Annotated in this window: 21 protein-coding genes; 5 read left to right on the top strand and 16 right to left on the bottom strand. The window is 69.2% G+C overall.

The window, feature by feature from the left end; translation table 11 throughout:
* Nucleotides 1-81: 81 nt before the first annotated feature.
* The 6 genes from yciH to J0X25_RS24430 all read right to left on the bottom strand — a co-directional run bounded on the left by yciH (nucleotide 82) and on the right by J0X25_RS24430 (nucleotide 5,892).
* Nucleotides 82-375 (bottom strand): stress response translation initiation inhibitor YciH, encoded by a 294-nt coding sequence (yciH, locus tag J0X25_RS24455; RefSeq protein WP_005553381.1) that lies wholly within the window; start codon nucleotides 373-375, stop codon nucleotides 82-84.
* A gap of 152 nt (nucleotides 376-527) precedes the next feature.
* Complete coding sequence (locus J0X25_RS24450; RefSeq protein ID WP_207290162.1) at nucleotides 528-2,855, bottom strand: transglutaminase TgpA family protein; 2,328 nt, start codon at nucleotides 2,853-2,855, stop codon at nucleotides 528-530.
* Nucleotides 2,852-4,000 carry a DUF58 domain-containing protein gene (locus tag J0X25_RS24445; protein WP_207290161.1) on the bottom strand — a complete coding sequence of 383 codons (1,149 nt, stop codon included), beginning with the start codon at nucleotides 3,998-4,000 and terminating at the stop codon, nucleotides 2,852-2,854. The genes J0X25_RS24450 and J0X25_RS24445 overlap by 4 nt, the downstream gene beginning before the upstream one ends.
* A 2-nt stretch (nucleotides 4,001-4,002) precedes the next feature.
* The gene (locus tag J0X25_RS24440; protein ID WP_207290160.1) at nucleotides 4,003-4,977 is read right to left on the bottom strand and encodes an AAA family ATPase; all 975 of its coding nucleotides are present in this window, start codon (nucleotides 4,975-4,977) and stop codon (nucleotides 4,003-4,005) included.
* A 237-nt stretch (nucleotides 4,978-5,214) separates the two neighbouring features.
* A complete protein-coding gene (locus tag J0X25_RS24435; RefSeq protein ID WP_207290159.1) occupies nucleotides 5,215-5,409 on the bottom strand; it encodes a cold-shock protein in 195 nt (64 codons plus the stop codon).
* A 96-nt stretch (nucleotides 5,410-5,505) separates the two neighbouring features.
* On the bottom strand, nucleotides 5,506-5,892 hold the full coding sequence (locus J0X25_RS24430; protein ID WP_207290955.1) for a DUF7573 domain-containing protein: 387 nt from the start codon (nucleotides 5,890-5,892) through the stop codon (nucleotides 5,506-5,508).
* 124 nt (nucleotides 5,893-6,016) lie between these two features.
* Here J0X25_RS24430 and J0X25_RS24425 point away from each other — a divergent pair, with 124 nt between their 5' ends.
* Nucleotides 6,017-6,217, top strand: a complete 201-nt coding sequence (locus J0X25_RS24425; protein WP_207290158.1) for a DUF8024 family protein — start codon at nucleotides 6,017-6,019, stop codon at nucleotides 6,215-6,217.
* 25 nt (nucleotides 6,218-6,242) lie between these two features.
* Here J0X25_RS24425 and J0X25_RS24420 read toward each other — a convergent pair whose 3' ends face one another.
* The 3 genes from J0X25_RS24420 to J0X25_RS24410 form a co-directional block, all read right to left on the bottom strand.
* Entirely contained in the window at nucleotides 6,243-7,277 is a 1,035-nt protein-coding gene (locus J0X25_RS24420; protein WP_207290157.1) for a 5,10-methylenetetrahydromethanopterin reductase, read from the bottom strand.
* 180 nt (nucleotides 7,278-7,457) lie between these two features.
* Complete coding sequence (locus J0X25_RS24415) at nucleotides 7,458-8,270, bottom strand: methyltransferase domain-containing protein (RefSeq protein ID WP_207290156.1); 813 nt, start codon at nucleotides 8,268-8,270, stop codon at nucleotides 7,458-7,460.
* Nucleotides 8,271-8,302: 32 nt separating this feature from the next.
* Nucleotides 8,303-9,073 carry a coenzyme F420-0:L-glutamate ligase gene (locus J0X25_RS24410; RefSeq protein ID WP_207290155.1) on the bottom strand — a complete coding sequence of 257 codons (771 nt, stop codon included), beginning with the start codon at nucleotides 9,071-9,073 and terminating at the stop codon, nucleotides 8,303-8,305.
* Nucleotides 9,074-9,214: 141 nt separating this feature from the next.
* On the opposite strand from J0X25_RS24410, the gene J0X25_RS24405 reads away from it, so the two are divergent.
* Together J0X25_RS24405 and J0X25_RS24400 are read left to right on the top strand one after the other, a co-directional pair.
* Nucleotides 9,215-9,586 (top strand): helix-turn-helix domain-containing protein, encoded by a 372-nt coding sequence (locus tag J0X25_RS24405; RefSeq protein WP_207290154.1) that lies wholly within the window; start codon nucleotides 9,215-9,217, stop codon nucleotides 9,584-9,586.
* A complete protein-coding gene (locus tag J0X25_RS24400; protein ID WP_225896732.1) occupies nucleotides 9,583-9,807 on the top strand; it encodes a hypothetical protein in 225 nt (74 codons plus the stop codon). Before J0X25_RS24405 ends, J0X25_RS24400 begins: the two co-directional genes overlap by 4 nt.
* Before the next feature lie 210 nt (nucleotides 9,808-10,017).
* Here J0X25_RS24400 and J0X25_RS24395 read toward each other — a convergent pair whose 3' ends face one another.
* The 6 genes from J0X25_RS24395 to J0X25_RS24370 all read right to left on the bottom strand — a co-directional run bounded on the left by J0X25_RS24395 (nucleotide 10,018) and on the right by J0X25_RS24370 (nucleotide 17,173).
* On the bottom strand, nucleotides 10,018-10,770 hold the full coding sequence (locus J0X25_RS24395) for a maleate cis-trans isomerase family protein (RefSeq protein ID WP_207290153.1): 753 nt from the start codon (nucleotides 10,768-10,770) through the stop codon (nucleotides 10,018-10,020).
* A gap of 3 nt (nucleotides 10,771-10,773) precedes the next feature.
* The gene (locus J0X25_RS24390) at nucleotides 10,774-12,408 is read right to left on the bottom strand and encodes a hydantoinase B/oxoprolinase family protein (protein WP_207290152.1); all 1,635 of its coding nucleotides are present in this window, start codon (nucleotides 12,406-12,408) and stop codon (nucleotides 10,774-10,776) included.
* On the bottom strand, nucleotides 12,405-14,543 hold the full coding sequence (locus tag J0X25_RS24385) for a hydantoinase/oxoprolinase family protein (RefSeq protein ID WP_207290151.1): 2,139 nt from the start codon (nucleotides 14,541-14,543) through the stop codon (nucleotides 12,405-12,407). The genes J0X25_RS24390 and J0X25_RS24385 overlap by 4 nt, the downstream gene beginning before the upstream one ends.
* Before the next feature lie 4 nt (nucleotides 14,544-14,547).
* Nucleotides 14,548-15,753: an Nramp family divalent metal transporter gene (locus J0X25_RS24380; RefSeq protein WP_207290150.1), complete on the bottom strand. Its 1,206-nt coding sequence runs from the start codon at nucleotides 15,751-15,753 to the stop codon at nucleotides 14,548-14,550.
* Between the two features lie 214 nt (nucleotides 15,754-15,967).
* Nucleotides 15,968-16,510 (bottom strand): ribbon-helix-helix protein, CopG family, encoded by a 543-nt coding sequence (locus tag J0X25_RS24375; protein WP_207290149.1) that lies wholly within the window; start codon nucleotides 16,508-16,510, stop codon nucleotides 15,968-15,970.
* A gap of 108 nt (nucleotides 16,511-16,618) precedes the next feature.
* On the bottom strand, nucleotides 16,619-17,173 hold the full coding sequence (locus tag J0X25_RS24370; RefSeq protein ID WP_207290148.1) for a metallophosphoesterase family protein: 555 nt from the start codon (nucleotides 17,171-17,173) through the stop codon (nucleotides 16,619-16,621).
* Between the two features lie 174 nt (nucleotides 17,174-17,347).
* Between J0X25_RS24370 and J0X25_RS24365 the strand changes: the two genes are divergently transcribed.
* Nucleotides 17,348-18,751, top strand: a complete 1,404-nt coding sequence (locus tag J0X25_RS24365; RefSeq protein ID WP_207290147.1) for an eIF2B alpha/beta/delta subunit family protein — start codon at nucleotides 17,348-17,350, stop codon at nucleotides 18,749-18,751.
* A 156-nt stretch (nucleotides 18,752-18,907) separates the two neighbouring features.
* Here the strand turns inward: J0X25_RS24365 and J0X25_RS24360 are convergent, their stop codons facing one another.
* Nucleotides 18,908-19,051, bottom strand: a complete 144-nt coding sequence (locus J0X25_RS24360; RefSeq protein WP_207290146.1) for a hypothetical protein — start codon at nucleotides 19,049-19,051, stop codon at nucleotides 18,908-18,910.
* Between the two features lie 75 nt (nucleotides 19,052-19,126).
* Here J0X25_RS24360 and ddh point away from each other — a divergent pair, with 75 nt between their 5' ends.
* A complete protein-coding gene (gene ddh, locus J0X25_RS24355; RefSeq protein ID WP_207290145.1) occupies nucleotides 19,127-20,056 on the top strand; it encodes a D-2-hydroxyacid dehydrogenase in 930 nt (309 codons plus the stop codon).

The raw sequence follows: 20,056 nt of genomic DNA, 5'->3' as shown, positions 1-20,056 counted from the left end.
GAAGAACGGAGTCGCTCGCGAGGCGATACGCGCCGACGGCCGTGGGGTTCGGAAGTCGTCTCAGCGCATCGGCGGGCTGAGTCAGGCGACGTTGAAGCCGCGGTCCCGAAGGAAGTCCTCGATGCGGCCGGTGTGATTGCCCTGAAGTTCGATCTGACCGTCCTCGACGGTCCCACCGCAGGCGAACTTGGACTTGAGATCCGACGACAGACTGTCCAGGTCGACGTCCTTCGGATCGAATCCTTCGACGATCGTTACCTCTTTACCGTATCTGCGCTCGTCAATGCGGATGTTGAGTTGCTGTTGTCCCTTGGCCACGTCCTCGCAGACGCAGAGTTCCTCGGGCAGCCCGCACGTCGAGCAGACTTCCGACATTACGTTCCATGGTACGAATCGGCCATATTAAACACTATCGGGACCTACATGCCGTCGTGTGGTTCTTTTTGAGTGACCGACGGGTCTGACGGGTTGCTGGAACGAGTTACCGGAGCAACCGCAGGACGAGTCGCGGTTGCTCCGGAACTGACCTACAGCAGTCCGTCTGAGTTCCGCCGCCGACCGACCACCGGAAGTCGCTCTCGGGCGAGATCGTCGACGATCTCGATGGCCTCGTCGGCCTCGGCTCGATCCACGCCGCCGCCGTAGACCGCCCGTTCGTAGCGCTCGAGCACCGCCATCGCCCGCGGATCGAGCGACCGCTCCGGCTCGTCGGCCAGCGACTCGAGGTAGCTTCGGATCGACTCCGAGCGGCGGCGCGGCCGGTACTCGTCGGCCAGCAGGCGCTCGAGGCGACGCGTCGCGCGCTCGACGTCGCGGTCGGGATCGTCGGTCGGCCGTTGCCAGTAGCGGCCGAGTCGGCGACGCAGTCGCCTCGTCGCCGCCGTCCGGTGGACGCTCGCGACGACTCCGACGAGGACGACGAGGGCGATGGCGAGCGCGTCCTGCGAGTTCGACAGGAACTCGACGAACGCGGACCAGTAGCCCTCGTCGTCGTCCGAATCGCTCTCGGAACCCGGCAACTCGGAGCCGGTCCCCGGCGGGTCGCTGCCGTTTCGGTCCGACCCGTTGGTCCCGTTCGGGTCGTCGGAACCGGGGTCGGTTCCGTTCTCGGCGGGATCTCCGTTCTCACCGGGATCGACCGGCTCATCCGGATCGCTGGGTCCCTCGTCGTTCGGTTCGGAGAGCGGCTCGTCCGCGCTCGAGTCGGTGTCGACGTCCTCGTTGCCCGCCGAGCGCGCCTGCTCGACGCGGTCGGTGTGGACGTCCGCACGCGAGGAGGCGGGCGTCGGATCGAAGCTGACCCAGCCGTGGTCGGGGAAGTAGACCTCGACCCAGGCGTGGGCGTCGGTCCCGCGGACGAGGTACTCGTCCTCGCCGATCTGCTGGCCGGTCGTGTAGCCGGTGACGTAGCGGGCGGGGATATCCTCCGCGCGGAGCATCTGGACCATCGTCGTCGCGAAGTAGACGCAGTAGCCCTCCTCCATCTCGAGCAGGAATGCCTCGGCGACGTTCCCGTCGGGGCGGTCGACCTCGAGCGAGTACTCCTTCGACGTCCGGAGGTGTGATTCGATGGCGACCGCCTCGTCGTACGGGTTGTCGGCGTCGGCGGTGATCTCGTCGGTGCGCCGCTCGAACTCGCTCGAGAGCCCTTCGGGCGTCTGGAAGTAGTCGAAGTCGCTGGCGAGTCCGTCGGGGTAGTTCGTCCCCGCGACGCGCAGTCTCTGGGCGTCGGGGTCGATGACCGCGCTCTCGACGGCGTAGCTGTCGCCCTCGAGGACTGGCGTCGCGGGCTGAATCCCCCCGTACCGGGAGACCTCCGTGTGCTGGGCGAGCTCGCCGTCGACGGCGATGGGGTGGGGGGCCGCGGGCATCACGCCGAGGTCGGTTTCGGCGGTGACGATCTGCTCGACCCGGTCGTACTCGCCGGGGGGCTCCGAGAGGGCGTCCAGTGACCGCCTGTGGTCGCCCGTTCGGACCCACTCGTCGCCGGTGAACCGGTCGTAGACGCCCGTCCGCCAGTACGACGGCCGTTCGGACTGAACCGTAAACCGTACTTCGGGTGAGAGTTCGACCGATCCGCCGATTCCCGACCGCTCGGCGGTGTAGTCGATAGTTCCCTCGAGCGTGCCGGGTTCGGCGCTGTCGAACTGCGCCCGTCCGGTGCCGCCGGGGACGAACGTGATCGACAGCGAGAGGACGATGATCAGCGCGAACAGGACCGCCAGCAGGTCCGCCTGCGCGACCGACCCGCCCCGTCGCTCGAGTTCGCCGAAGCCGACGGCGCCGATGGCTGCCAGCGTGCCCAGCAGGGTGATCGCGGTTTCGGCGTCGCCGGTCAACACGAGGAAGACGAGCGCGGCACTGCCGGGGACGACGGCGAGTCCGTACCGTCCCCGCAGGGCTAGATACCACGAGAGGAAGACGGGTGCGGGGGCGAACGCGAGCGCCCAAACGCCCGCCTCGACCATGCGCAACAGCGGTAGGCCGCTCACCAGCGCCAGCGTGTCCGTGACGAGCGAACCGCTCGCCGAGAGCGCGACGCCGACGCCCACCCCGCTGCTCTCGAGGTAGTAGGCGAAGCCGACCGTCGCCGCGACGACCGCGAGGACCGCCGCGGTCCGGGGCCGGATCGTCCACGCGAGCAGCGTCGCCGCGACGAGCGTGACGCCCACGAGCGCGAACAGCGAATCGGTGCCGCCGACGACCCGGGTCACCTCGCGCAACACGCTCACGTACGACGCCGTCAGGACCAGCACGCAACAGCACGCGAGCAGCCGAAACGTGTCGGGCCCGATCGCGTCGGTCGACCCGACCGCAACCGTCCGATCGCCAGCGTGCGTCTTCGAGTTGCTCACGCCATCACCCCCGGCTTCCCGCCGTCCGGTCGGCGTTGATCCGTCGATCCGGCGTCTCCCGACTGTCGTCCGTCGTTGCGACCGGCGGCGAGTCGGTCGAACGGGACCGCCCGTCCGTCGACGATCACCCGCGTCCCCTCGGAATCGGCCCGGACCAGCACGTCCGCCCGTTCCCGCCGCCGATCGTCGAGGTCGCCGCCGTCGTAGGTCGCCAGCGCCGCCAGCACGTCGCGGTGGTGTTCCCGCCCCGCCCCGGCCCCGAACTCCCGTTCCGGAAGCGAGACGCCGACGTCCACGCCGGCCTCGAGCAGGTAGGTCGCGACGCTCGCGGCGGCCGTCGCCAGTTCGTCGTCCCGGGCGGTGGCACTCTCGGCGGCGACGGTGACGGAGCCGGTCTCCTCGTCGGCGGTGTACTCCGTGACGACGAGGTCGGCGTCCGGCCGTTTGGCGGCGGACTTCCAGTGGACGTCCCGCAGGGAGTCGCCGCGCTGGTACTCCCGCAGGTGGTCGAACGCCTCGCGGTCGCGACCCTCGATGGCCTCGAGGAAGGCCTCGAGTTCGTCGTCGGGGCCGGCTCGGAGGTCGCGGACGATCGGATAGCCGATGACGGTCCTCGTCTCGTCGTACGCGAACCGACGCTCGACGAGGCCGAGGACGTCGCTGACGGTGATCGTCAGGGGGCCGAGCCGGTGTTCGCCGCGGCCCTCGAGTCGGACGTCGTAGACGAATCGGTCGTCGCCCTCGAGCGTCGTTATCAGGACCGGGCGTCCGTCGCCGTCGATTTCGACGGTTCCGGCCGTTTCGGTGGCGACTCTCCCGCCCGTTTCGGCGCCGCTCGTTCCGCCCGTATCGGGTTCGAGAACCGTACAGCCGTCGGCGACGGCGTCCCGGACGGTCGCGGCGACGGCCGATCCGGTCTCGATTTCGACCTCGACCCGGCGCCGCTCGCCGACGAAGCCCGCGGCGACGGGGGTCCGCCTGACCGTTGGACGGTCGATCCGGACGGTCGTCACCAGACCGGCGGCCAGCACGACGACCAGCGGCGCCACGATGGCGTTCAGCGCCCGGGGACCGTACTGCCAGGCCAGCGCCATCGCGGCCGCGACGACGGCGACGGCCGTCCAGCCGCGAAGCGTCAGGCGCATGGTCACTCGACGGGGACGTGCTCGAGGGCGTTCTCGACGACCGTCTGCCCGTCGCGCTCGCGGTCGTTCGTCTTGATCCGGTGGGGGAGGACGACGGGGGCCTCCGTCCGGAGGTCGTCCGGAATCACGTAGTCGCGTCCGTCGGCGGCGGCCCGCGCCTGCGCGGCCTGCAGGAGCGCGATCGTTCCGCGGGGGCTGACGCCGATGGTGGCGTGTTCGCGGGTGTACCCTGCGAGTCGAGTCGCGTACTCTCGGACCGGTCGCTCGACGCGAATATTTGCGACGGTCTCGCGGGCGGCGACGAGCGTCTCGCGGTCGGTGACCGACTCGAGCGACTCGATCGGGTGGTCGCCGACCGTCCGGCCGAGGAGTTCGACCTCCTCGTCGGGCTCGGGGTAGCCCAGCCGGAGTTTCTTCATGAACCGGTCGAGTTCGGCCAGCGGCAGGTCGTAGGTGCGATTGGGCTCGGTCGCGTTCTGGGTCGCGATGACCGTGAACGGGTCGGGCAGCTCGCGGGTGTCGCCGTCGACGGTGACCTGGCGTTCCGCCATGGCCTCGAGCAGCGCCGACTGCGTTTTGGGCGGTGCGCGGTTGATCTCGTCCCCGAGCACGATGTTCCCGAAGACGGGGCCGGGCTGGAACTCGAACTCGCGGCTCTTCTGGTTGAAGACGTTGACGCCCGTGACGTCGGTCGGGAGGAGATCGGGGGTGAACTGGATCCGCCGGAACGAACAGTCGACGGAGGTGGCGATCGAGCGGGCGAGCATCGTCTTGCCGACGCCGGGGACGTCGTCGAGCAGGACGTGGCCGCGCCCGAGGACGGCGGTGACGACGTGTTCGATGGCGTCCTCGTGGCCGACGATCACCTCGGCGACGTTGGCTTCGATATCGGCACAGAGCTCGGCGACGGTCGATACCTCGAGGGACTCACTCGTCGTTGTGCTACCGGTCGGCGGGGGCGGATTGGCGTCAGTCATGCTCGAATACGTCGGGAAGCGGGGACCGGTCGATTCACGTATCAGTCCGTTATCCGCGGCTCCGGAATATATTTGTTGTGTCAAACCAGGCAGCTGACACCCACCGGGCGAGGAGACGTCCGACGCCGCGCGCGGGTCGGCGTCGACGACCCGTCGACTCGACTGCGTCGCGGGCGACGGCGAACGCCGTCGCTACCCGGCTAACGGTCAGAGAACGATACCTCTCCACGGATCCGCTTACAGGCGCTCGACGTTCGTCGCGCGCGGCCCCTTCTCGGCCTCCTCGATGTCGAACTCGAGTTCCTGCCCCTCCTCGAGGTCAGGCCCGCCGATGTCCTCCATGTGGAAGAACACGTCGTCGTCCGCGTCCTCAGTTTCGATGAATCCGTAACCGCCAGTGTCGTTGAAGAATGCGACCGTACCTTTCGCCATTGCAGTTCTATAGAACCGCGAAGAAGACATAAAGCTTCGGGAGGGCACTCGCTTGCAGGCCTCGAATACCGGTCCCGCAGGCGCTGTCGGAGCCGATTACCAGGGTTTGCAGTCTGGACAGACGAACGCGTCGTCGGCACGCCAGACGCGGTCGGTCTCGCCGTCGCAGCGAGCGCAGGTGTACGAGCCCCAGGCGTACGTCGAGAGCCCCGTGTCGCCGGTTGCGGGTGCCGTCGGCGAGGTTCCGTCGGTTGGCGCCGTCGAATCACCGTCGGCGGCATCGGCGTTGGCATCGACATCGGCGTCGGCATCAACATTGGCGTCGGTAGCGTTCGTGGCGTCGGTATCGACAGCCACATCGCCGTCGCCCGAATCGGCGCCGTCCGAATCGATGGACGCTCCGCTCCCGGGCGAGCGCCGTTCTGCTGCCTCGTCCGTCTCGGCCGACGGCAGGAAATCCGAAAGCGTCGAGTCGTCGGTCACGCGAGAGCGTAGAACCGCCGGCGGCTTAGTCGCATCGACCGCTCGTGTTGGGCGCGCCGTCAGGGTGACCGGATCGCGACGCGGGACCGGCACGGCCAAGTATCATCGGTGACAACCCCCACGCATGGATACCGTTACACCGCTGAACGTCGTCGTGGACAACCTCACCGAGATGGTCACCCTCTTCTCCGACGTCGCGATGGGCGAGGGCCTCGCGCCGCTGCTCGTCCTGGTCGGCGCGGTCCTGATCGTCTTCTCGGTGGCCGTCTTCGGGGCCCTCACGCTCGGCGCCGTCGTCAGCCTCTTCTCCCCGAGCTCGAGTTGAGTTCGGCCCGCTCCCCGCTCCCCGCTCACGCGGCGTCGCCCGTCGCCTCGGCCAGCGCCTCGCTCGCGCGTTCGATCGCATCCTCGAGGTCCGGCCCCAGCGGCGAACCGACGACGATGCCGTCGACGTGCTCGAGCGCCGCTTCGAAGCGCTCGGCGACCGTCTCGGTCGTCCCGGCGATGCAGAACGCGTCGATCATCTCGGGGGTAACGTGGCCGAATGCCTCGTTCAGGTCCCCGCGCTCGAGGGCCGCGCTCACGTCGCCAGCGGCCTCGCGGTCGATACCGTGGCGCTCGAGGACGGGGTCGGCCGCGCCGCCGACGATGAACGCGACCGGCGGCCGTGCGGCTTCTCGCGCCGCCGTCTCGTCTCCGGCGACGCTCACGCTCGCGAAGGCCAGCGACTCGAACTCCCCAGCCTCGTCGGGCCGTTCCGCTAACCCCTGCTCGATCTGGCTGACGGCCCACTCGAGGTCCCGCGGGTGCGCGGCGTTGATCAGGACGCCGTCGGCGCGCTTGGCGCTCATTCGGAGCATGTGCGGGCCTTGCGCGCCGACGTAGACCGGGATCTCGCCAGCTGGCTCGAGGTTCAGCGAGGCGTCCCGCGCGGTGAACGCCCCCTCGTGGGTGACCGTCTCGCCGGCCCAGAGGTCCCGCGCGAGTTCGAACGTCTCGAGGACCCGCCGAAGCGGTCGGTCGCGGTCGACGCCGAGATTGGACAGCGAGGAACGGTCGCCGGCGCCAACGCCGAAGACGGCCCGGCCGTCGCTGATCTCGTCGATCGTCGCCACTTGTGCGGCGAGTTTGACGGGGTGTGTCTCGTAGGGGTTGACGACCCCTGGTCCCAGCCGAATCTCATTGGTCGCGTCGGCCATCCGCGAGAGCACGACGAACGGGTCGCGGTTGAAGTAGTGGCTGCTCGCGAACGCGACGTCGAACCCCTCCTCCTCCGCGAGCGCTGCCAGTCCGGCGACGCGATCGGGCGGGTGTTCGGGCGTGAGTTCGATGGCCCAGGTCGCGTCGTCGCTCGAGCCGTTCGCGCTCGAGTCCGTCCCGCTCATTCGCCGATCCCCCGCGTCTCGTGCTGGCCGGAGGCGCTCGCGCCTCTCTCGGAGCGCCTCGCTGGTCGCCCCGGTCTCGCGTCTCGATTCATGTCCGCAGGGTCGGCCAGCGCGGTGAAAAGCCCACCGTCACCGGCGATGGTGGCCGACGTCGCGGTCGTCGGGGACGGGAGCAGAAGGTCACTCGGCGCGCGCCCGGAAGAACAGCGCCGCGCCGCGGCGGTCGAACTCGAGCGACGAGAACCCCGCTTTCCGGAGGTGATTTCGGAGATCATCGACGTCGAACGGCTCCGCGCCGACCGCCCGTCGCGCGACCGCCCGAACCGGCGCCGCGTCGAGGACGTACTCGGCGACGATCGTCGTCCCGACGAACCGACCCCCGGGTCGCAGGACGCGGTGGGCCTCCGCCAGCGCCGCGGCGACGTCCGGGAGGACGTGCAGCGCCCAGCAGCAGGCCACCCGGTCGAAGGCGTCCGCCTCGAGCCACAGCCGATCGGCGCTCATCCGCGCGAACGCGATATTGCTACTTCCGTCTCGAGCGGCGTACCGCCGCGCTCGCTCGAGCATTCCCGCGGAGATGTCGACCCCGAGGACGAACCCGGCGTCGGCCGCGACGTGCCGGGCGACTCGGCCCGTGCCGCAGGCGACGTCGAGCACGGTCGGCGCGTCGGGGTCGTCCGTGATCGTGGTCTCGGCTCCGGTCTCGAGGTCGAGCATCGACGCGATCATCGAGCGGTCGTCCCGCGGCGCGGCCGCCCCGCCGAGGAAGCGATACAGCGGCCGGAACCAGATCGGCGTCTCGTAGATCGGCGCCAGTCGATCGAAGAACGTCTCGTGCGACGACTCGCCCACGCCGTCGGGGACCGGGAAGCGCGGAATCCCGTCCGCGATCGGGATCGTTTCCCCGCAGTCGGGACAGGATAGCTCACCGCCCCGCCGCGACAACCGCTGGCCGCAGCGGCGGCACCCGTACGCCGGATCGGTCGCGTCCATCGCCGCGGCGTACCACCGCGCCGGCCTTCAGTTCACCCGTCGAACTTCCACTCCCGAAGCGCCTCGCGGACGAGGTCGTCCTCCACGGCGCGGAAGAGTTCGTCGCTTCCCTCGTGGTCGCCGAACGCCCAGTCGCGGACGGCCACCGCGGGGACGCCGCCGGCGCCCTCGCCGGTCACGAGGTTCGCCGCGGCGGCGAGTTCGTCGACCACCGACTGGACGGTGACGCCGAGTTCGTGTCCGTCGCGGTCCGCCTCGCCGCGCCAGTCCCGGCTCGCGGGCATCCCCGCCCAGCCGATGGCGACGCCGGTCTGGCCGTGGCGGAACGGCCGCCCGCAGGTGTCCGTGACGACCACCGCGACGTCTTCGACTCCGCGTTCCTCGAGTCCCGCGCGGATCCGCTCGGCGCTCTCGCTGGGCTTGCGGGGGAGCAAGAGAATATCGTGGTCGGGCACGTTCGAGCGGTCGATCCCCGCGTTCGGGCAGATGTGGCCGAAGCGCGTCTCGGCCAGCAGGAACGGCGCGTCGATCAGCAGTTCCGCGCTCTCGTCGAGCACCGCCTGCGCGAACCGCGGGTCCTTCTCCTCGCCGGCGATCTCGGCGATCCGGTCGGCGATCTCCTGTGCCCGGCCGCTGACGGGGTACTCCTCGAGGTCCGCCGTCCGGCCCTCGGCCTTCGAGACGATCGTGCTGGCGACGGTGAGCACGTCGCCGGCCTCGAGGTCCGCCCGCTCCGCGACGAGTTCGGCGATGTCGTCGCCGGGACGGACCTCGGGTAGGCCCGTCACTGGGTCGAGTTCCATACTCGGGGATGCGGAGGCGCCGGCAAAAGGTTGATCGAAACCGATGGAGAGCGGTCTTGCCTCCATCACGGGCCGCGCGGGACCGCAACAAAGACACAAACGAGGAAAACAAACATACTCTCCAAATACGAAAACAGACATATGCCGATCGATATCGATACCTTCGAACGAGAGACGGAGTTCGAAGCGGAGCGGACTCAGGCGGAGCGAATCGTCTCCTTTCTCGTTTCGAACGACGAGAAGGCGTTCAGGCGTCAGGAGATCGCCGATTCGACGGGGATCGATCCGAACGCCGTCAGCGCGGTCCTCAGCCGATTGAAGGAGCGGAATCTGGTTCGACACAAGCCGCCGTACTGGGCTGCCGGCGATCCACAGCGCATTCGTTCCGCCGTCGATCTGCGTCGAAGTCTCGAGGCACTCGACAACCAACTCGGTGCGGAGGATATGGACGCGTGGCGGGAGGCCGGCGCCGATGCATGTCATCCGAGCGAGCGGAGGGAGGACGAGGGATGAAATACGAACGCGGAGACGTCGTCGAGGCCGGCGATCCGTTCAACGAAGAGAAGCCGCGTCGGCCGTTCGCGATCGTCAACACGACGGCTCATCCGTTCGACGGTGACCAGTACGTCGCAATCACGCTCACGACGCGAACGTGGTACGACGAAACGATTCCGCTCACTGACGGAGATTTTCTCGACGGCGGATTGCCGAAAGACAGCTCTCTCGTTCCCTAGGAGGTCGTCTCACTGTCTCACGACGATATTCTCGACTGGTTCGGCCGGACTCGGAGCGCTCCGCTAGACGACGCGGTCGATCGACTCGTGGGGTATCTACGGGAGTGAACGCGAGCGGGTATCGCCCAGTGCTCGAGCGCCTCGTTCGTGACCTGGCTCGTTCGTGACACCGGTTCTCCCCTCGCGAGGTGATCCTCTGTCGTCCGGCGACTACGACCGCTCGCACTCGAGCAGCGTCCCGAGCCCGTCGAGATCGCCCTCGAGCCCCGAAACGCCGCAGACGTCCCACAGCGACGCGCCGTTGCTCGTGATCACCGGGACCCCGAGTTTCGACTCGAGGCGCTCGATCGCGGCCAGCGACCGGTAGTTCGTACAGGAGACGAAGACGGCGTCGAGGTCGTCGGCGGCCGCACCGTCGACGTGATCGAGCACCTGCCGGACCGCGTCGTCGGGTGTCAGTGCCCCGATCGCCGTGTTCGCCTCGAGTCCCCGGCCGTCGATCGACGCGACGTCGAATCCGGCGGCCGCGAGGAACTCCCGTTCCTTCGCGTCGAGCGCGGCGGTGTAGGGCGTGACGACCGCGATCCGGTCGGCCTCGAGCGCCTCGAGGGCGCGGACGACCGAGCGGGCGGTCGCGACGGCGGGGACGCCGGCCGCGTCGGCGAGTCGCTCCTCGAGTTCGGCGTCGAACCCCGGCCCGTGGATGAGGCTGCCGGTCGTGCAGGCGTAGGCGACCGCGTCGACGTCGGCGTGGCCGAGCAGTCGGGCCGCCCGCGCCGCGTCGTCGCTCATCGCGTCGAGTTCGTCGACGGTCACCGACTCGAGTTCCATTCGCGCGCTGTGCACGGTGATTCCGTCGGGGAGCGCGCGCCGAAACTCCGGTTCGGCCGTCGCGTTCGAGGAGGGGACGATCAGTCCCAGCCAGCCGCCCACGTCGGCGGGCTCGTCCGTATCGGACGCCATCCGTTAACTCTCCTCCTCCGCGGGTTCGGTTCGCTTTCCGGACGCTCGGTCACCCTCGAGCGCCGCCTCGTCCCGCTCGTCGGGGTCGCCGTGGCCGCCGCCGCCGGGCGTCCGGACGGTCACGGTCGTCCCGCGCTCGACGTCGACGGTCGTCTTCGCGGCGACCGCCTCGCCGTCGATCAGGTTCTCGCCGGTGGCGCCGTTCTCGCCGCCCGCGACGCCCTTCGGCGCATGGCGCCGGCGCTCGGTCAGCAGCGACACCGTGGCCGGTTGCTCGACGGTGACCGATCGCTCGAGTCCCAGTCCGCCGCGGTACCGGCCGCGACCGCCGCTGTCGGGCCGGAGCGCGTAGCGCTCGACCCGTAGCGGGTACTCGTTCTCGAGGGATTCGATCGGCGTGTTGAGCGTGTTCGTCATCCCCACCTGGACGCCGTCCATCCCGTCGCGGTCGGCTCGAGCGCCGAAGCCGCCGCCGATGGTCTCGTAGTAGGTGAAGGAGCCGTCGCGGGCCCCGATGGTCAGGTTGTTCATCGTCCCCTGACCCTGCGCCGGCACGCGGTCGGGCGCCGCTCCCGCGAGCGCGGTGAAGACCACGTCGGTCACGCGCTGGCTGGTCTCGACGTTGCCGCCGACCACGGCGGCCGGCGGCTCCGGGTTCAGCAGCGACCCCTCGGGCGCGTGGACGCTCACGGGGTCGTAACAGCCGTGATTCGGCGGGATCCCGGGGTCGGTGATACAGCGCACGACGAAGTAGACCGCGCTCTCGGCGACCGCCACCGGCGCGTTGAGGTTCCCCGCGACCTGGTCGGCGGTTCCCGCGAAGTCGACGTCGATGGCCTCGCCGTCGACCGTCACCGCGACCGAAATCTCGACGTCCTCGTCGGTCACGCCGTCGCCCTCGAGGACGTCCGTCGCCTCGTAGGTGCCGTCGGGCAGCGCCGCGATCTCGCTCTCGATCCGCTCGCGGGAGTAGTCGATCACGGCGTCGAACCCCGCGAGGACGGTCTCGCGGCCGTGTTCGTCGAAGAGGGCGGCGAGTCGCTCCTCGGCGCGCTCGTTCGCGGCCTGCTGTGCGCGCAGGTCGGCCTTCCGCTCGCTCGGGTTCCGGACGTTCGCGAGGACGAGCGAGCGGACGTCCTCGCAGGGCTCGCCGCCCTCGACGAGTCGCGTCGGCGGGAGCCGCAGCCCCTCCTGGTAGATCTCCTGCGCGCCGGCCGGCATGCTCCCGGGGGTCATCCCGCCGACGTCGGCGTGATGGGCCCGCGAGACGGCGTAGCCGACGATTTCGCCGTCGGGCGCGATCGGCGACACCATCGTTACGTCCGGCAGGTGCGTCCCGCCCGCGAACGGGTCGTTGAGCACGAACACGTCGCCGGGCTTCGGATCGTGCTCGAGGACGGCCTCCACGGCGGCGGGCATCGCGCCCAGGTGGACCGGAATGTGCTCCGCCTGGGCGATCATTCGCCCGTCGGCGTCGAACAACGCCGTCGAGCAGTCGCGGCGCTCCTTGATATTGGGGGAGTAGGCGCCGCGGATCAGGGTCTGGCCCATCTCCTCCGCGACGCTCTCGAGTTGGTTGCGCAGCACCTCGAGGGTGATCGGGTCGATACCGTCGGACTCGGTGGCGTTCTCCGTCATCGGTCTCCCTCCTGACTGTCGGGGTCTCGCGTCATCGCGAGCGTTCCGTCCGCGAGGATCTCGCCCGCCCACGCCGGCGGGACGACGGTGGTGCTTTCAGCCTGCTCGAGGATCGCCGGCCCGTCGACCGTGGCTCCCGACGGCAGTCGGTCCCGGTCGTAGACGGTCGTCTCGAGCGGCTCGGAACCGGTCTCGGGGAAGTAGGCGTCCCGCGTCCCGAGACGGGCCGCGCTCTCGTCGGCCCCTTCGTGGCGGATGCTCGGTTCGGTCCCCGGGATGGTCGCCGTCGCCCGGAGGTTGACGACCTCGATCGATTCGTCCATCGCGTAGCCGTAGGCACGCTCGTGGGCGTCGTGGAAGCGCTCCGCGACCGCCGCCGGGTCGAACGATTCGTCGGCGGGAACGGTCAACTCGAAGCTCTGGCCCGCGTAGCGACAGTCGGCCGCGCGCTCGACGCGCGCCGCGTCCCGGTCGGAGGCGTCCGCGAGCACGTCCGCGACGAGGTCGTCGTAGACGGCCTCGAGGTCCGCTGGCGCCGCCTCCGCGAGATCGACGCCGACGGTGCGGACGGCGTCGTAGCTCTCGTCGGCCGCGAGCAGGCCGAAGGCCGAGAGCACGCCGCCCGGCCGCGGAACGACGACGCGGTCGACCTCGAGCGAGCCGGCCAGCGACGCGGCGTGCATCGGGCCCGCGCCGCCGAAGGCCACCAGGGCGAACTCGCGGGGGTCGTGGCCCCGCTCGACCGTCACCGAGCGGATCGTCCGCGTCATCGTCGCGTTCGCCACGCGGTAGACCCCCTGCGCTGCCTCGAGCGCCCCGTCGAGACCGGCCTCGTCGGCGAGTCGCTCGAGGGCCTCGCGGGCGGCGTCGACGTCCAGCGTCATCTCGCCGCCCAGCGCGGTCTCGGGGCCGATGTAGCCCAGAACGACGTTCGCGTCGGTGACGGTGGGATCGGTGCCGCCGCGGCCGTAGCAGGCGGGACCGGGATCGGCGCCCGACGATTCGGGGCCGACCCGGAGCGCGCCACCGGCGTCGACCCAGGCGATCGAGCCGCCGCCCGCGCCGACGGTGTTCACGTCGACCATCGGGGTCCGGATCGGCAGGCCGTCGATCTCTGCGTCGGTCGTCCGCTCCGCCCCGCCGTCACGGACGAGGCTCACGTCGCTCGAGGTCCCGCCCATGTCGAAGGTGACGAGCCCGGCGAGGTCGGCGTCGTCCACGGTCGCGGCCGCGCCGACGACGCCCGCCGCAGGACCTGACAGCGTCGTCGTCACAGCGTGTTCGCGGACCGTCTCCGGGTCGGCGATGCCGCCGTTGGCCTGCATGATCCGCGGCGCCGGAATCCCCGCCGCCTCGGCCTCGTCGACCAGCCGACCGACGTAGTCGTCGATCGCCGGGCGAACGTACGCGTCGACCGCCGTCGTCGACGTGCGCTCGAACTCGCGGAACTCCGCGAGCACCTCGTGGGAGGCCGAGATCGGCACGTCGAGTTCCTCGCGCAGCGTCTCGGCGACGACGCGCTCGTTTGCGGGGTCGGCGTAGGCGTGGAGCAGACAGATCGCGACCGCTTCGACGTCGCGCTCGCGCAGCGTGGCCGCGAGGTCGCGGATCTCGGCTTCGTCGACCGGCCGCTCGAGGCCCGCGCCCGTCGTCCGCTCGTCGACCTCGAAGCGCAACTCGCGGGGGACCAGCGGCTCGGGTTTCTCGGCCTCGAGGTCGTACAGATCGGGCCGGTCCTGCCGGCCGATCTCGAGGACGTCCCGGAACCCCTCGGTCGTCACCAGCGCCGTCCGCGCCCCGCCGCGCTCGAGCAGGGCGTTGACCGAGACGGTCATCGCGTGCGCGAACTCGTCGATCTCCGCGGGGTCGATTCCCGCGTCGTCGCAGGCCTTCCGGAGGCCGTCGAGGACGCCGACGTGCTGCGGATCGGTGCTCGGCACTTTCGCGGTGACGAGGTCGTCGTCGACGGAGAGGGCGACGTCGGTGAACGTGCCGCCGACGTCGACGCCGATCCGGGTGGCGCCGTCGGACGCGAGCCGGCCGCCGTCGGTTCGCAGTTCGTTGCCGTGCAGTTCGGTAGTCGCGTTCACGGTGGTCGCGTTCGAATTCGCGTCGTGTCCGTTTGAATCGTTCATTCGATCAGAGAAGTAACACGTCGTAGAGCGTTCGGAGGCCGATACCGACGACGACGAGCGTGACGAGGCCGCCCAGCACGTTCTGGAGGGGGCTGTTCGTGTACTCGCCCAGCAGGTCGTCGTTGTTCATCGCGTAGATGAGGAAGACCGCCAGAATCGGCAACAGGAGGCCGTTGGCGACCTGCGCGAAGACGATGACCTCGACGGGGTTGTAGTCCAGCGCGGAGAAGACGATGCCGACGCCGAGGATCGTCAGCCAGATCGCCCGGAATCGGGTCGACGTCAGGTCGCGCTCCCAGCCCAGCGCGCCGGCGGTGGCGTAGGCGCCGGCCAGCGGCGCGCTCATCGCACTCGTAAAGCCCGCCGCGAAGAGGCCGATCGCGAAGAACGTCAGCGCGTAGCCGCCGAAGACGGGCTCGAGCTGGTCGGCCATCTCGCCGACGTCGGCGATCTGGGTCCCCTCGGGGAACACCGCGGCTGCGGTGACGACGATCGCGGTGGTGATGAGGCCGCCGACGGCGACCATCGCGATCGTGTCGGTGCGACACGCCGCGAGGTCGTCGGCGTCGTCCCAGCGCTCCTGAACGGTGCTCGCGTGCAGGAACAGGTTGTAGCCGACGACGGTGGTCCCGATGAGGCCGGCGATCAGGTACGCCGACCCCTCCGGGATCGTCGGCACGAGGCCGCCGCCGAGCGCGGCGAGATCGGGCCGGACGATGATCGCGTTGAGCACGAACGCCAGCCCCATGACGATGACGAGGCCGATGAAGACCCGCTCGATCAGCTTGTAGCTCCCCGTCCACAGCAGGCCGGCGGCGACCAGCCCCATGATCGGCCCCCAGACGTTCTCGCTGACGCCGGTGATCGTCGCCAGTCCGGCGGCGCCGCCGACGATGTTGCCCGTCTGGAACGCCGCGGTGCCGATACCGATCGCGCTCACGACGAGCGTGATCGTAACGCCCCTCGCGATCGGGTTCGAGAACTCGTTTCGAAACGCTTCACCCAGTCCCTCGTTCGTGATCAGGCCGAGTCGCGCGCTCATCTCCTGGAGCACCATCGTCGCCAGAATCGAGAACGCGATCGTCCACACGAGCAGGTAGGCGTACTCCGCGCCGATGACGCTCGCGGTCGTGACGGTCCCCGGTCCGACGAACGCCGCCGCGACCAGTGCGCCCGGTCCGATCGACTTGAGTCGGTCTACAACACCCATGATATGTGTCCACATCCATCCATATCAGAAACGAGCAAAAGGGTTGTTAAGAACCGAACACACGACGAATCGCGTCGCTCGAGCGGCGCCGGTTCGCGTATGAAGACGTATGAACTCGTGTGACCGTACGAATTCGTGTGACAGTCAGTCCGTCGGCCGCGAGTGACGGTCGGATTCGAATCAGTCCGTCGGCGTGGTGGCGGTCGGACTCGAGTCAGTCCGGGCGCTCGGTGACGATCACCTTCGAGACGCCCCGGTCGATCTCGATCTCGGTGGGCATGTCGACGGTGCTCCGCTCGATGAATCGGGTCATGAACCAGCGGATAGCCTCCGAGGGGAAGACGATATGGTATACGTCCCCTTCCTCCCGGCGCACCTCGAGGAAGCCGCAGAACGAGAGCCACTCGAGCAACTCGCCGACGCGCTCGAACCGCCCGGCGTACTCGCGGGCGTGGTAGTCGGAGACGCGATCGGCCGCCGCGACGAACTCTGGGTCGGGATCGCCGCCGCCGTAGCAGTGCTCGAGGAAGGCGTGGAGGAAATCGACGTCCAGCAGGACGTGCTCGCCCGACGTCAGCATCTGGTAGTACTGTTCTAAGTTGTCGCTGGGCCGGCCGCTCGCGGCCTCGAAGTTCGCCGCGTAGAACGTCAGCGCCCGCCGGACGACCTCGCTTTGTCCCGTCTCCGTCTCGGCCAGCAGCGTCTCGAGGGCCGCGCTCGAGTCCTCGTCCAGCGATACGGTAACGCGTTCGGTCATGCCGTCACGTTGGCCGCGAGACGGGTATAGTTACGGATTCACGGGGGACGCACGACGAGCGGGGAACGGGTCGGCGAGTGACGAGACGGCGGGGCGTGAGGACGACGGCTACTCGGTTCGATGCTCGACCTCGAGCGTTCCGTCGCGGACGGTGGCGACGAACATCGTCTCGTAGGTCGTGGGAGCGGCACCGGTGGCGCTGCCCGGATTGAGCACGCGGACGCGATCGACACCCCCTCCCCGGTCGCCGGCCGAGCGATGGTCGTCGATGTCGACGGTCGTGTCGACCACCTGGTGAGTGTGGCCGGCGACGGCGACCAGCGTCGGTTCCGCGTTCGCCGCCGTTTCCTCGCGAGCCGTCTCGACGACCCGTTCGCGCCACTCGCCGGACGAGCCGTCGCCGTGAGTGACGACGAACGTCACGCCGTCGACCTCGACCGTGGCGGTCAGCGGGACGTCGAGCGTCGCCGGATCCACGTTGCCCCGAACGGCCGTCAGGTCGCCGTCGGCGAGGTCGACGATCCGCTCGTAACTCCCGAACGACTCGAAGTCGCCGGCGTGGATGGTGTGGTCGGCCGCTTCGATCTCGGCGACGACCCACGCCGGGAGCGCGCGCTCTCGAGTGGGCACGTGCGTATCGGAGACGATCGCGATACGGGTCATAGGTGAGCGTAGCATCTCGAGGTCGAAAACCGTAGCGCAGGAGCGGTATCCGGCGACCGTTCACTCGAGCTCCCCGTTACCGGACCGAGACAGCCCGTGCTGTCCGTTTCCGGCACCGTCCCGCCGACGAACGGGTCCGAAAACGACACCTCTCGCGTTCCCGTCGACTCTCGTATGTGCGCCGATACCGATGCCGACGCCGACACCGACGATTCGAACCACGTCGTCACCGCTTTGCTCCGTCATCGCGGCGACGTTCTGCTGTTGCGCCGCGGCGACGCCGTCGGGACCTATCGGGGCCAGTGGGGCGGGGTTTCGGGGTTCGCGGAAGGGCAACCCGACGAGCAGGTTCGCGCCGAGATCCGCGAGGAGACGGGTCTCGAGCCGGACGAGGACATCTCGATCGTCCGCTCGGGGCGCCCGGTCGAGTTCGAGGACCCCGACCTCGGGCGTGACTGGGTCGTGCATTCGTACCTGTTCGACGCCGACTCCCGCGAGATCGAACTGAGCGAAGAACACGACGAGTACGAGTGGGTCTCGCCGACCGCGATGCTCGACCTCGAGTCCGGACTCGACGCGGTCGACGCGCTCGAGGCCGAGGCCGAAGCCGAAATCGGCGAGACGGTGCCCGAACTGTGGACCGCTTACGAGCGGGTCGCGCCGACCGTCCGCTCGATCGCGGCCGACGACGAGCACGGCGCTGCGTATCTGTCGATCCGGGCGCTCGAGGTGCTGCGCGACCGTGCGGGCGTGATCGTCGCGGAGAGAGCTGATTTCGGCGCGGCCCCCGCGGACGAGTGGGACGAACTCGCCGAACTCGCCCGTCGACTGCTCGAGGCCCGGCCGTCGATGGCCGTCCTTCGGAATCGAGTCAACCGGACGATGGCCGAGGCGACGGATTCCGTCGCAGACGGCGACCCCGCTGCCGGGGCGCCGGCCGTCCTCGAGTCCGCGCTGTCGAACCTCGAGCGCGCGCTGGGGGCCGACGCGGACGCCGCGGCCACCGCCGGTGAGCGCATCGACGGCGCCGTTGCAACGCTCTCGCGGTCCGGGACCGTCCTCGAGGCGCTTCGCGGCGGCGACCCCTCACGCGTGTTCGTCGCGGAGTCGCGCCCGGCGCGCGAGGGGATCGACGTGGCCGAGGAATTCGCGGCGGACGACGCCGTCGACTGCCCCGTGGCGGTCCACACCGACGCGGCCGCGGCGCACGTGCTCTCGAGCGAGGACGTCGACCGGGTCGTCGTCGGCGCCGATACGGTGCTGCCCGACGGTTCCGTGGTGAACAAGACCGGTACCCGCGCACTGGTGCTCGCCGCCACTCGCGAGGGCGTTCCTGTGACGGTCGTGGCCGCCACCGACAAGATCTCGACCCGCGAGGAGGTAAATCTCGAGTCCGGCGATCGCTCGGCGGTCTACGACGGCCCGGCGTCGCTCGACGTGGTGAACCCGACGTTCGACGTGACGCCCGCAGACTGCGTCGATGAACTGGTGACCGAGCGCGGGGCGCTCGAGTCCGCGGACGTGAGTGACGTCGTCGAGGAGTTGCGGGAACTCGAGGGCTGGCGCGAGATGTTCTAGGTCACGCTCCGTCCGTGGGGTTTTTGCGTGACACAAATCTATTATCGGTAGGTGGCGATGACGAAGAGTTACCCCCACTCAGCCCCTTGTGATGAGACTTTTCACTGAGCCACCACCGTTTCACTCATAGATAGGTCTCACCGATACGGCTCTTCATCACTCACCGAACCGATCAGCGTTGTACCTGTCGAGACGATTCGAGAGATCACGCTTCAACTCGTCTCGATACCCCTGTACCTCCTCGTGAAGTTCGGCCCCGCTCCACGACCCAAATCCCTGCAGTTTGTCCTGGTCCGCCATCACCAGAATAGTACGTCGCGTTCGGGATAGGCGTTCGCCCAAACCTTCAACCCCGATTCGAGCGTATCGCCCGCTATGGAATTCGAACTCGAGCGACTCGGGGTGCACGAATCGGTCGAGGCGGTGTTTCCGCCGTCGGAACTCGCGGACTACCTCACCGATCTCCCGGCCACCGTCGACGTGATCGGCGACGACGAAATCGCGGCCCGCGACGCGGTCGTCACCCTCGAGTATCACCCGGACTGCCTCGAGTGTGCGTGGGTCCACTCCATCCAGTCAGGCGTCGATCGGTTCCCGTTCGACGAGTTCGAGTCCAACGGCGTGGTGCTGACGAACAGCACGGGGATCCACGGGCGGAGCGTCGGCGAGACGGTCGCGGGCTACCTGCTCTCGTTCTCGCGGCGCCTCCACGACCTCGTCGCGAACCAGACGGAGCGTCGCTGGGAGCGCCCCGCGTGGGACGACGGGTTCACGCTGCCCGGCAAGACCGCCTGCGTCGTCGGCACCGGAACGCTCGGCCGCGGCGTCGCCGAGACCCTCGGCGGACTCGGTCTCGAGGTGCGGGGCGTTCGCCGCTCCGACGAGTCCGTTCCGGGCTTCGACGAGATCTATACCGACGATCGGCTGCTCGAGGCGATCGAGGGCGTCGAATTCGTGATCGTCACGGTGCCGCTGACCGAGGAGACCCACCACCGATTCGACGGCGAGGTTTTCGAAACCATGCGCGACGACGCCTACTTCGTCAACGTCGCACGCGGCCCCGTCGTGGACGAACCGGCGCTGATCGACGCCCTCGAGTCCGATTCCATCGCGGGCGCGGCGCTGGACGTCTTCGAGGAGGAGCCCCTACCCGAAGAGTCGCCGCTGTGGGGGATGGACGAGGTGATCGTCACGCCCCACTGCGCGGCCTACACGCGAGACTACTTCCGCGACGTCGGCGATATCGTCCGCGAGAACGTCTCGCGACTCGGGACCGGCGAGGCGTTCCACAACCGCGTCGTCTGA

It is taken from the genome of Haloterrigena alkaliphila (genome assembly GCF_017352155.2).
In the GTDB taxonomy this organism is placed as follows: Archaea; Halobacteriota; Halobacteria; order Halobacteriales; family Natrialbaceae; genus Haloterrigena; species Haloterrigena alkaliphila.
Note: the sequence above shows the minus strand (reverse complement) of the source record. Positions and strands in the feature narration are given on the sequence as shown.

Excerpts from the sequence above, each read along its gene's own strand:
- yciH (WP_005553381.1), bottom strand. The coding sequence starts at position 375 with ATGTCGGAAGTCTGCTCGACGTGCGGGCTGCCCGAGGAACTCTGCGTC.
- J0X25_RS24445 (WP_207290161.1), bottom strand. The coding sequence starts at position 4,000 with ATGCGCCTGACGCTTCGCGGCTGGACGGCCGTCGCCGTCGTCGCGGCC.
- J0X25_RS24440 (WP_207290160.1), bottom strand. The coding sequence starts at position 4,977 with ATGACTGACGCCAATCCGCCCCCGCCGACCGGTAGCACAACGACGAGT.
- J0X25_RS24435 (WP_207290159.1), bottom strand. The coding sequence starts at position 5,409 with ATGGCGAAAGGTACGGTCGCATTCTTCAACGACACTGGCGGTTACGGA.
- J0X25_RS24425 (WP_207290158.1), top strand. The coding sequence starts at position 6,017 with ATGGATACCGTTACACCGCTGAACGTCGTCGTGGACAACCTCACCGAG.
- J0X25_RS24420 (WP_207290157.1), bottom strand. The coding sequence starts at position 7,277 with ATGAGCGGGACGGACTCGAGCGCGAACGGCTCGAGCGACGACGCGACC.
- J0X25_RS24415 (WP_207290156.1), bottom strand. The coding sequence starts at position 8,270 with ATGGACGCGACCGATCCGGCGTACGGGTGCCGCCGCTGCGGCCAGCGG.
- J0X25_RS24410 (WP_207290155.1), bottom strand. The coding sequence starts at position 9,073 with ATGGAACTCGACCCAGTGACGGGCCTACCCGAGGTCCGTCCCGGCGAC.
- J0X25_RS24405 (WP_207290154.1), top strand. The coding sequence starts at position 9,215 with ATGCCGATCGATATCGATACCTTCGAACGAGAGACGGAGTTCGAAGCG.
- J0X25_RS24400 (WP_225896732.1), top strand. The coding sequence starts at position 9,583 with ATGAAATACGAACGCGGAGACGTCGTCGAGGCCGGCGATCCGTTCAAC.
- J0X25_RS24395 (WP_207290153.1), bottom strand. The coding sequence starts at position 10,770 with ATGGCGTCCGATACGGACGAGCCCGCCGACGTGGGCGGCTGGCTGGGA.
- J0X25_RS24390 (WP_207290152.1), bottom strand. The coding sequence starts at position 12,408 with ATGACGGAGAACGCCACCGAGTCCGACGGTATCGACCCGATCACCCTC.
- J0X25_RS24385 (WP_207290151.1), bottom strand. The coding sequence starts at position 14,543 with ATGAACGATTCAAACGGACACGACGCGAATTCGAACGCGACCACCGTG.
- J0X25_RS24380 (WP_207290150.1), bottom strand. The coding sequence starts at position 15,753 with ATGGGTGTTGTAGACCGACTCAAGTCGATCGGACCGGGCGCACTGGTC.
- J0X25_RS24375 (WP_207290149.1), bottom strand. The coding sequence starts at position 16,510 with ATGACCGAACGCGTTACCGTATCGCTGGACGAGGACTCGAGCGCGGCC.
- J0X25_RS24370 (WP_207290148.1), bottom strand. The coding sequence starts at position 17,173 with ATGACCCGTATCGCGATCGTCTCCGATACGCACGTGCCCACTCGAGAG.
- J0X25_RS24365 (WP_207290147.1), top strand. The coding sequence starts at position 17,348 with ATGTGCGCCGATACCGATGCCGACGCCGACACCGACGATTCGAACCAC.
- J0X25_RS24360 (WP_207290146.1), bottom strand. The coding sequence starts at position 19,051 with ATGGCGGACCAGGACAAACTGCAGGGATTTGGGTCGTGGAGCGGGGCC.
- ddh (WP_207290145.1), top strand. The coding sequence starts at position 19,127 with ATGGAATTCGAACTCGAGCGACTCGGGGTGCACGAATCGGTCGAGGCG.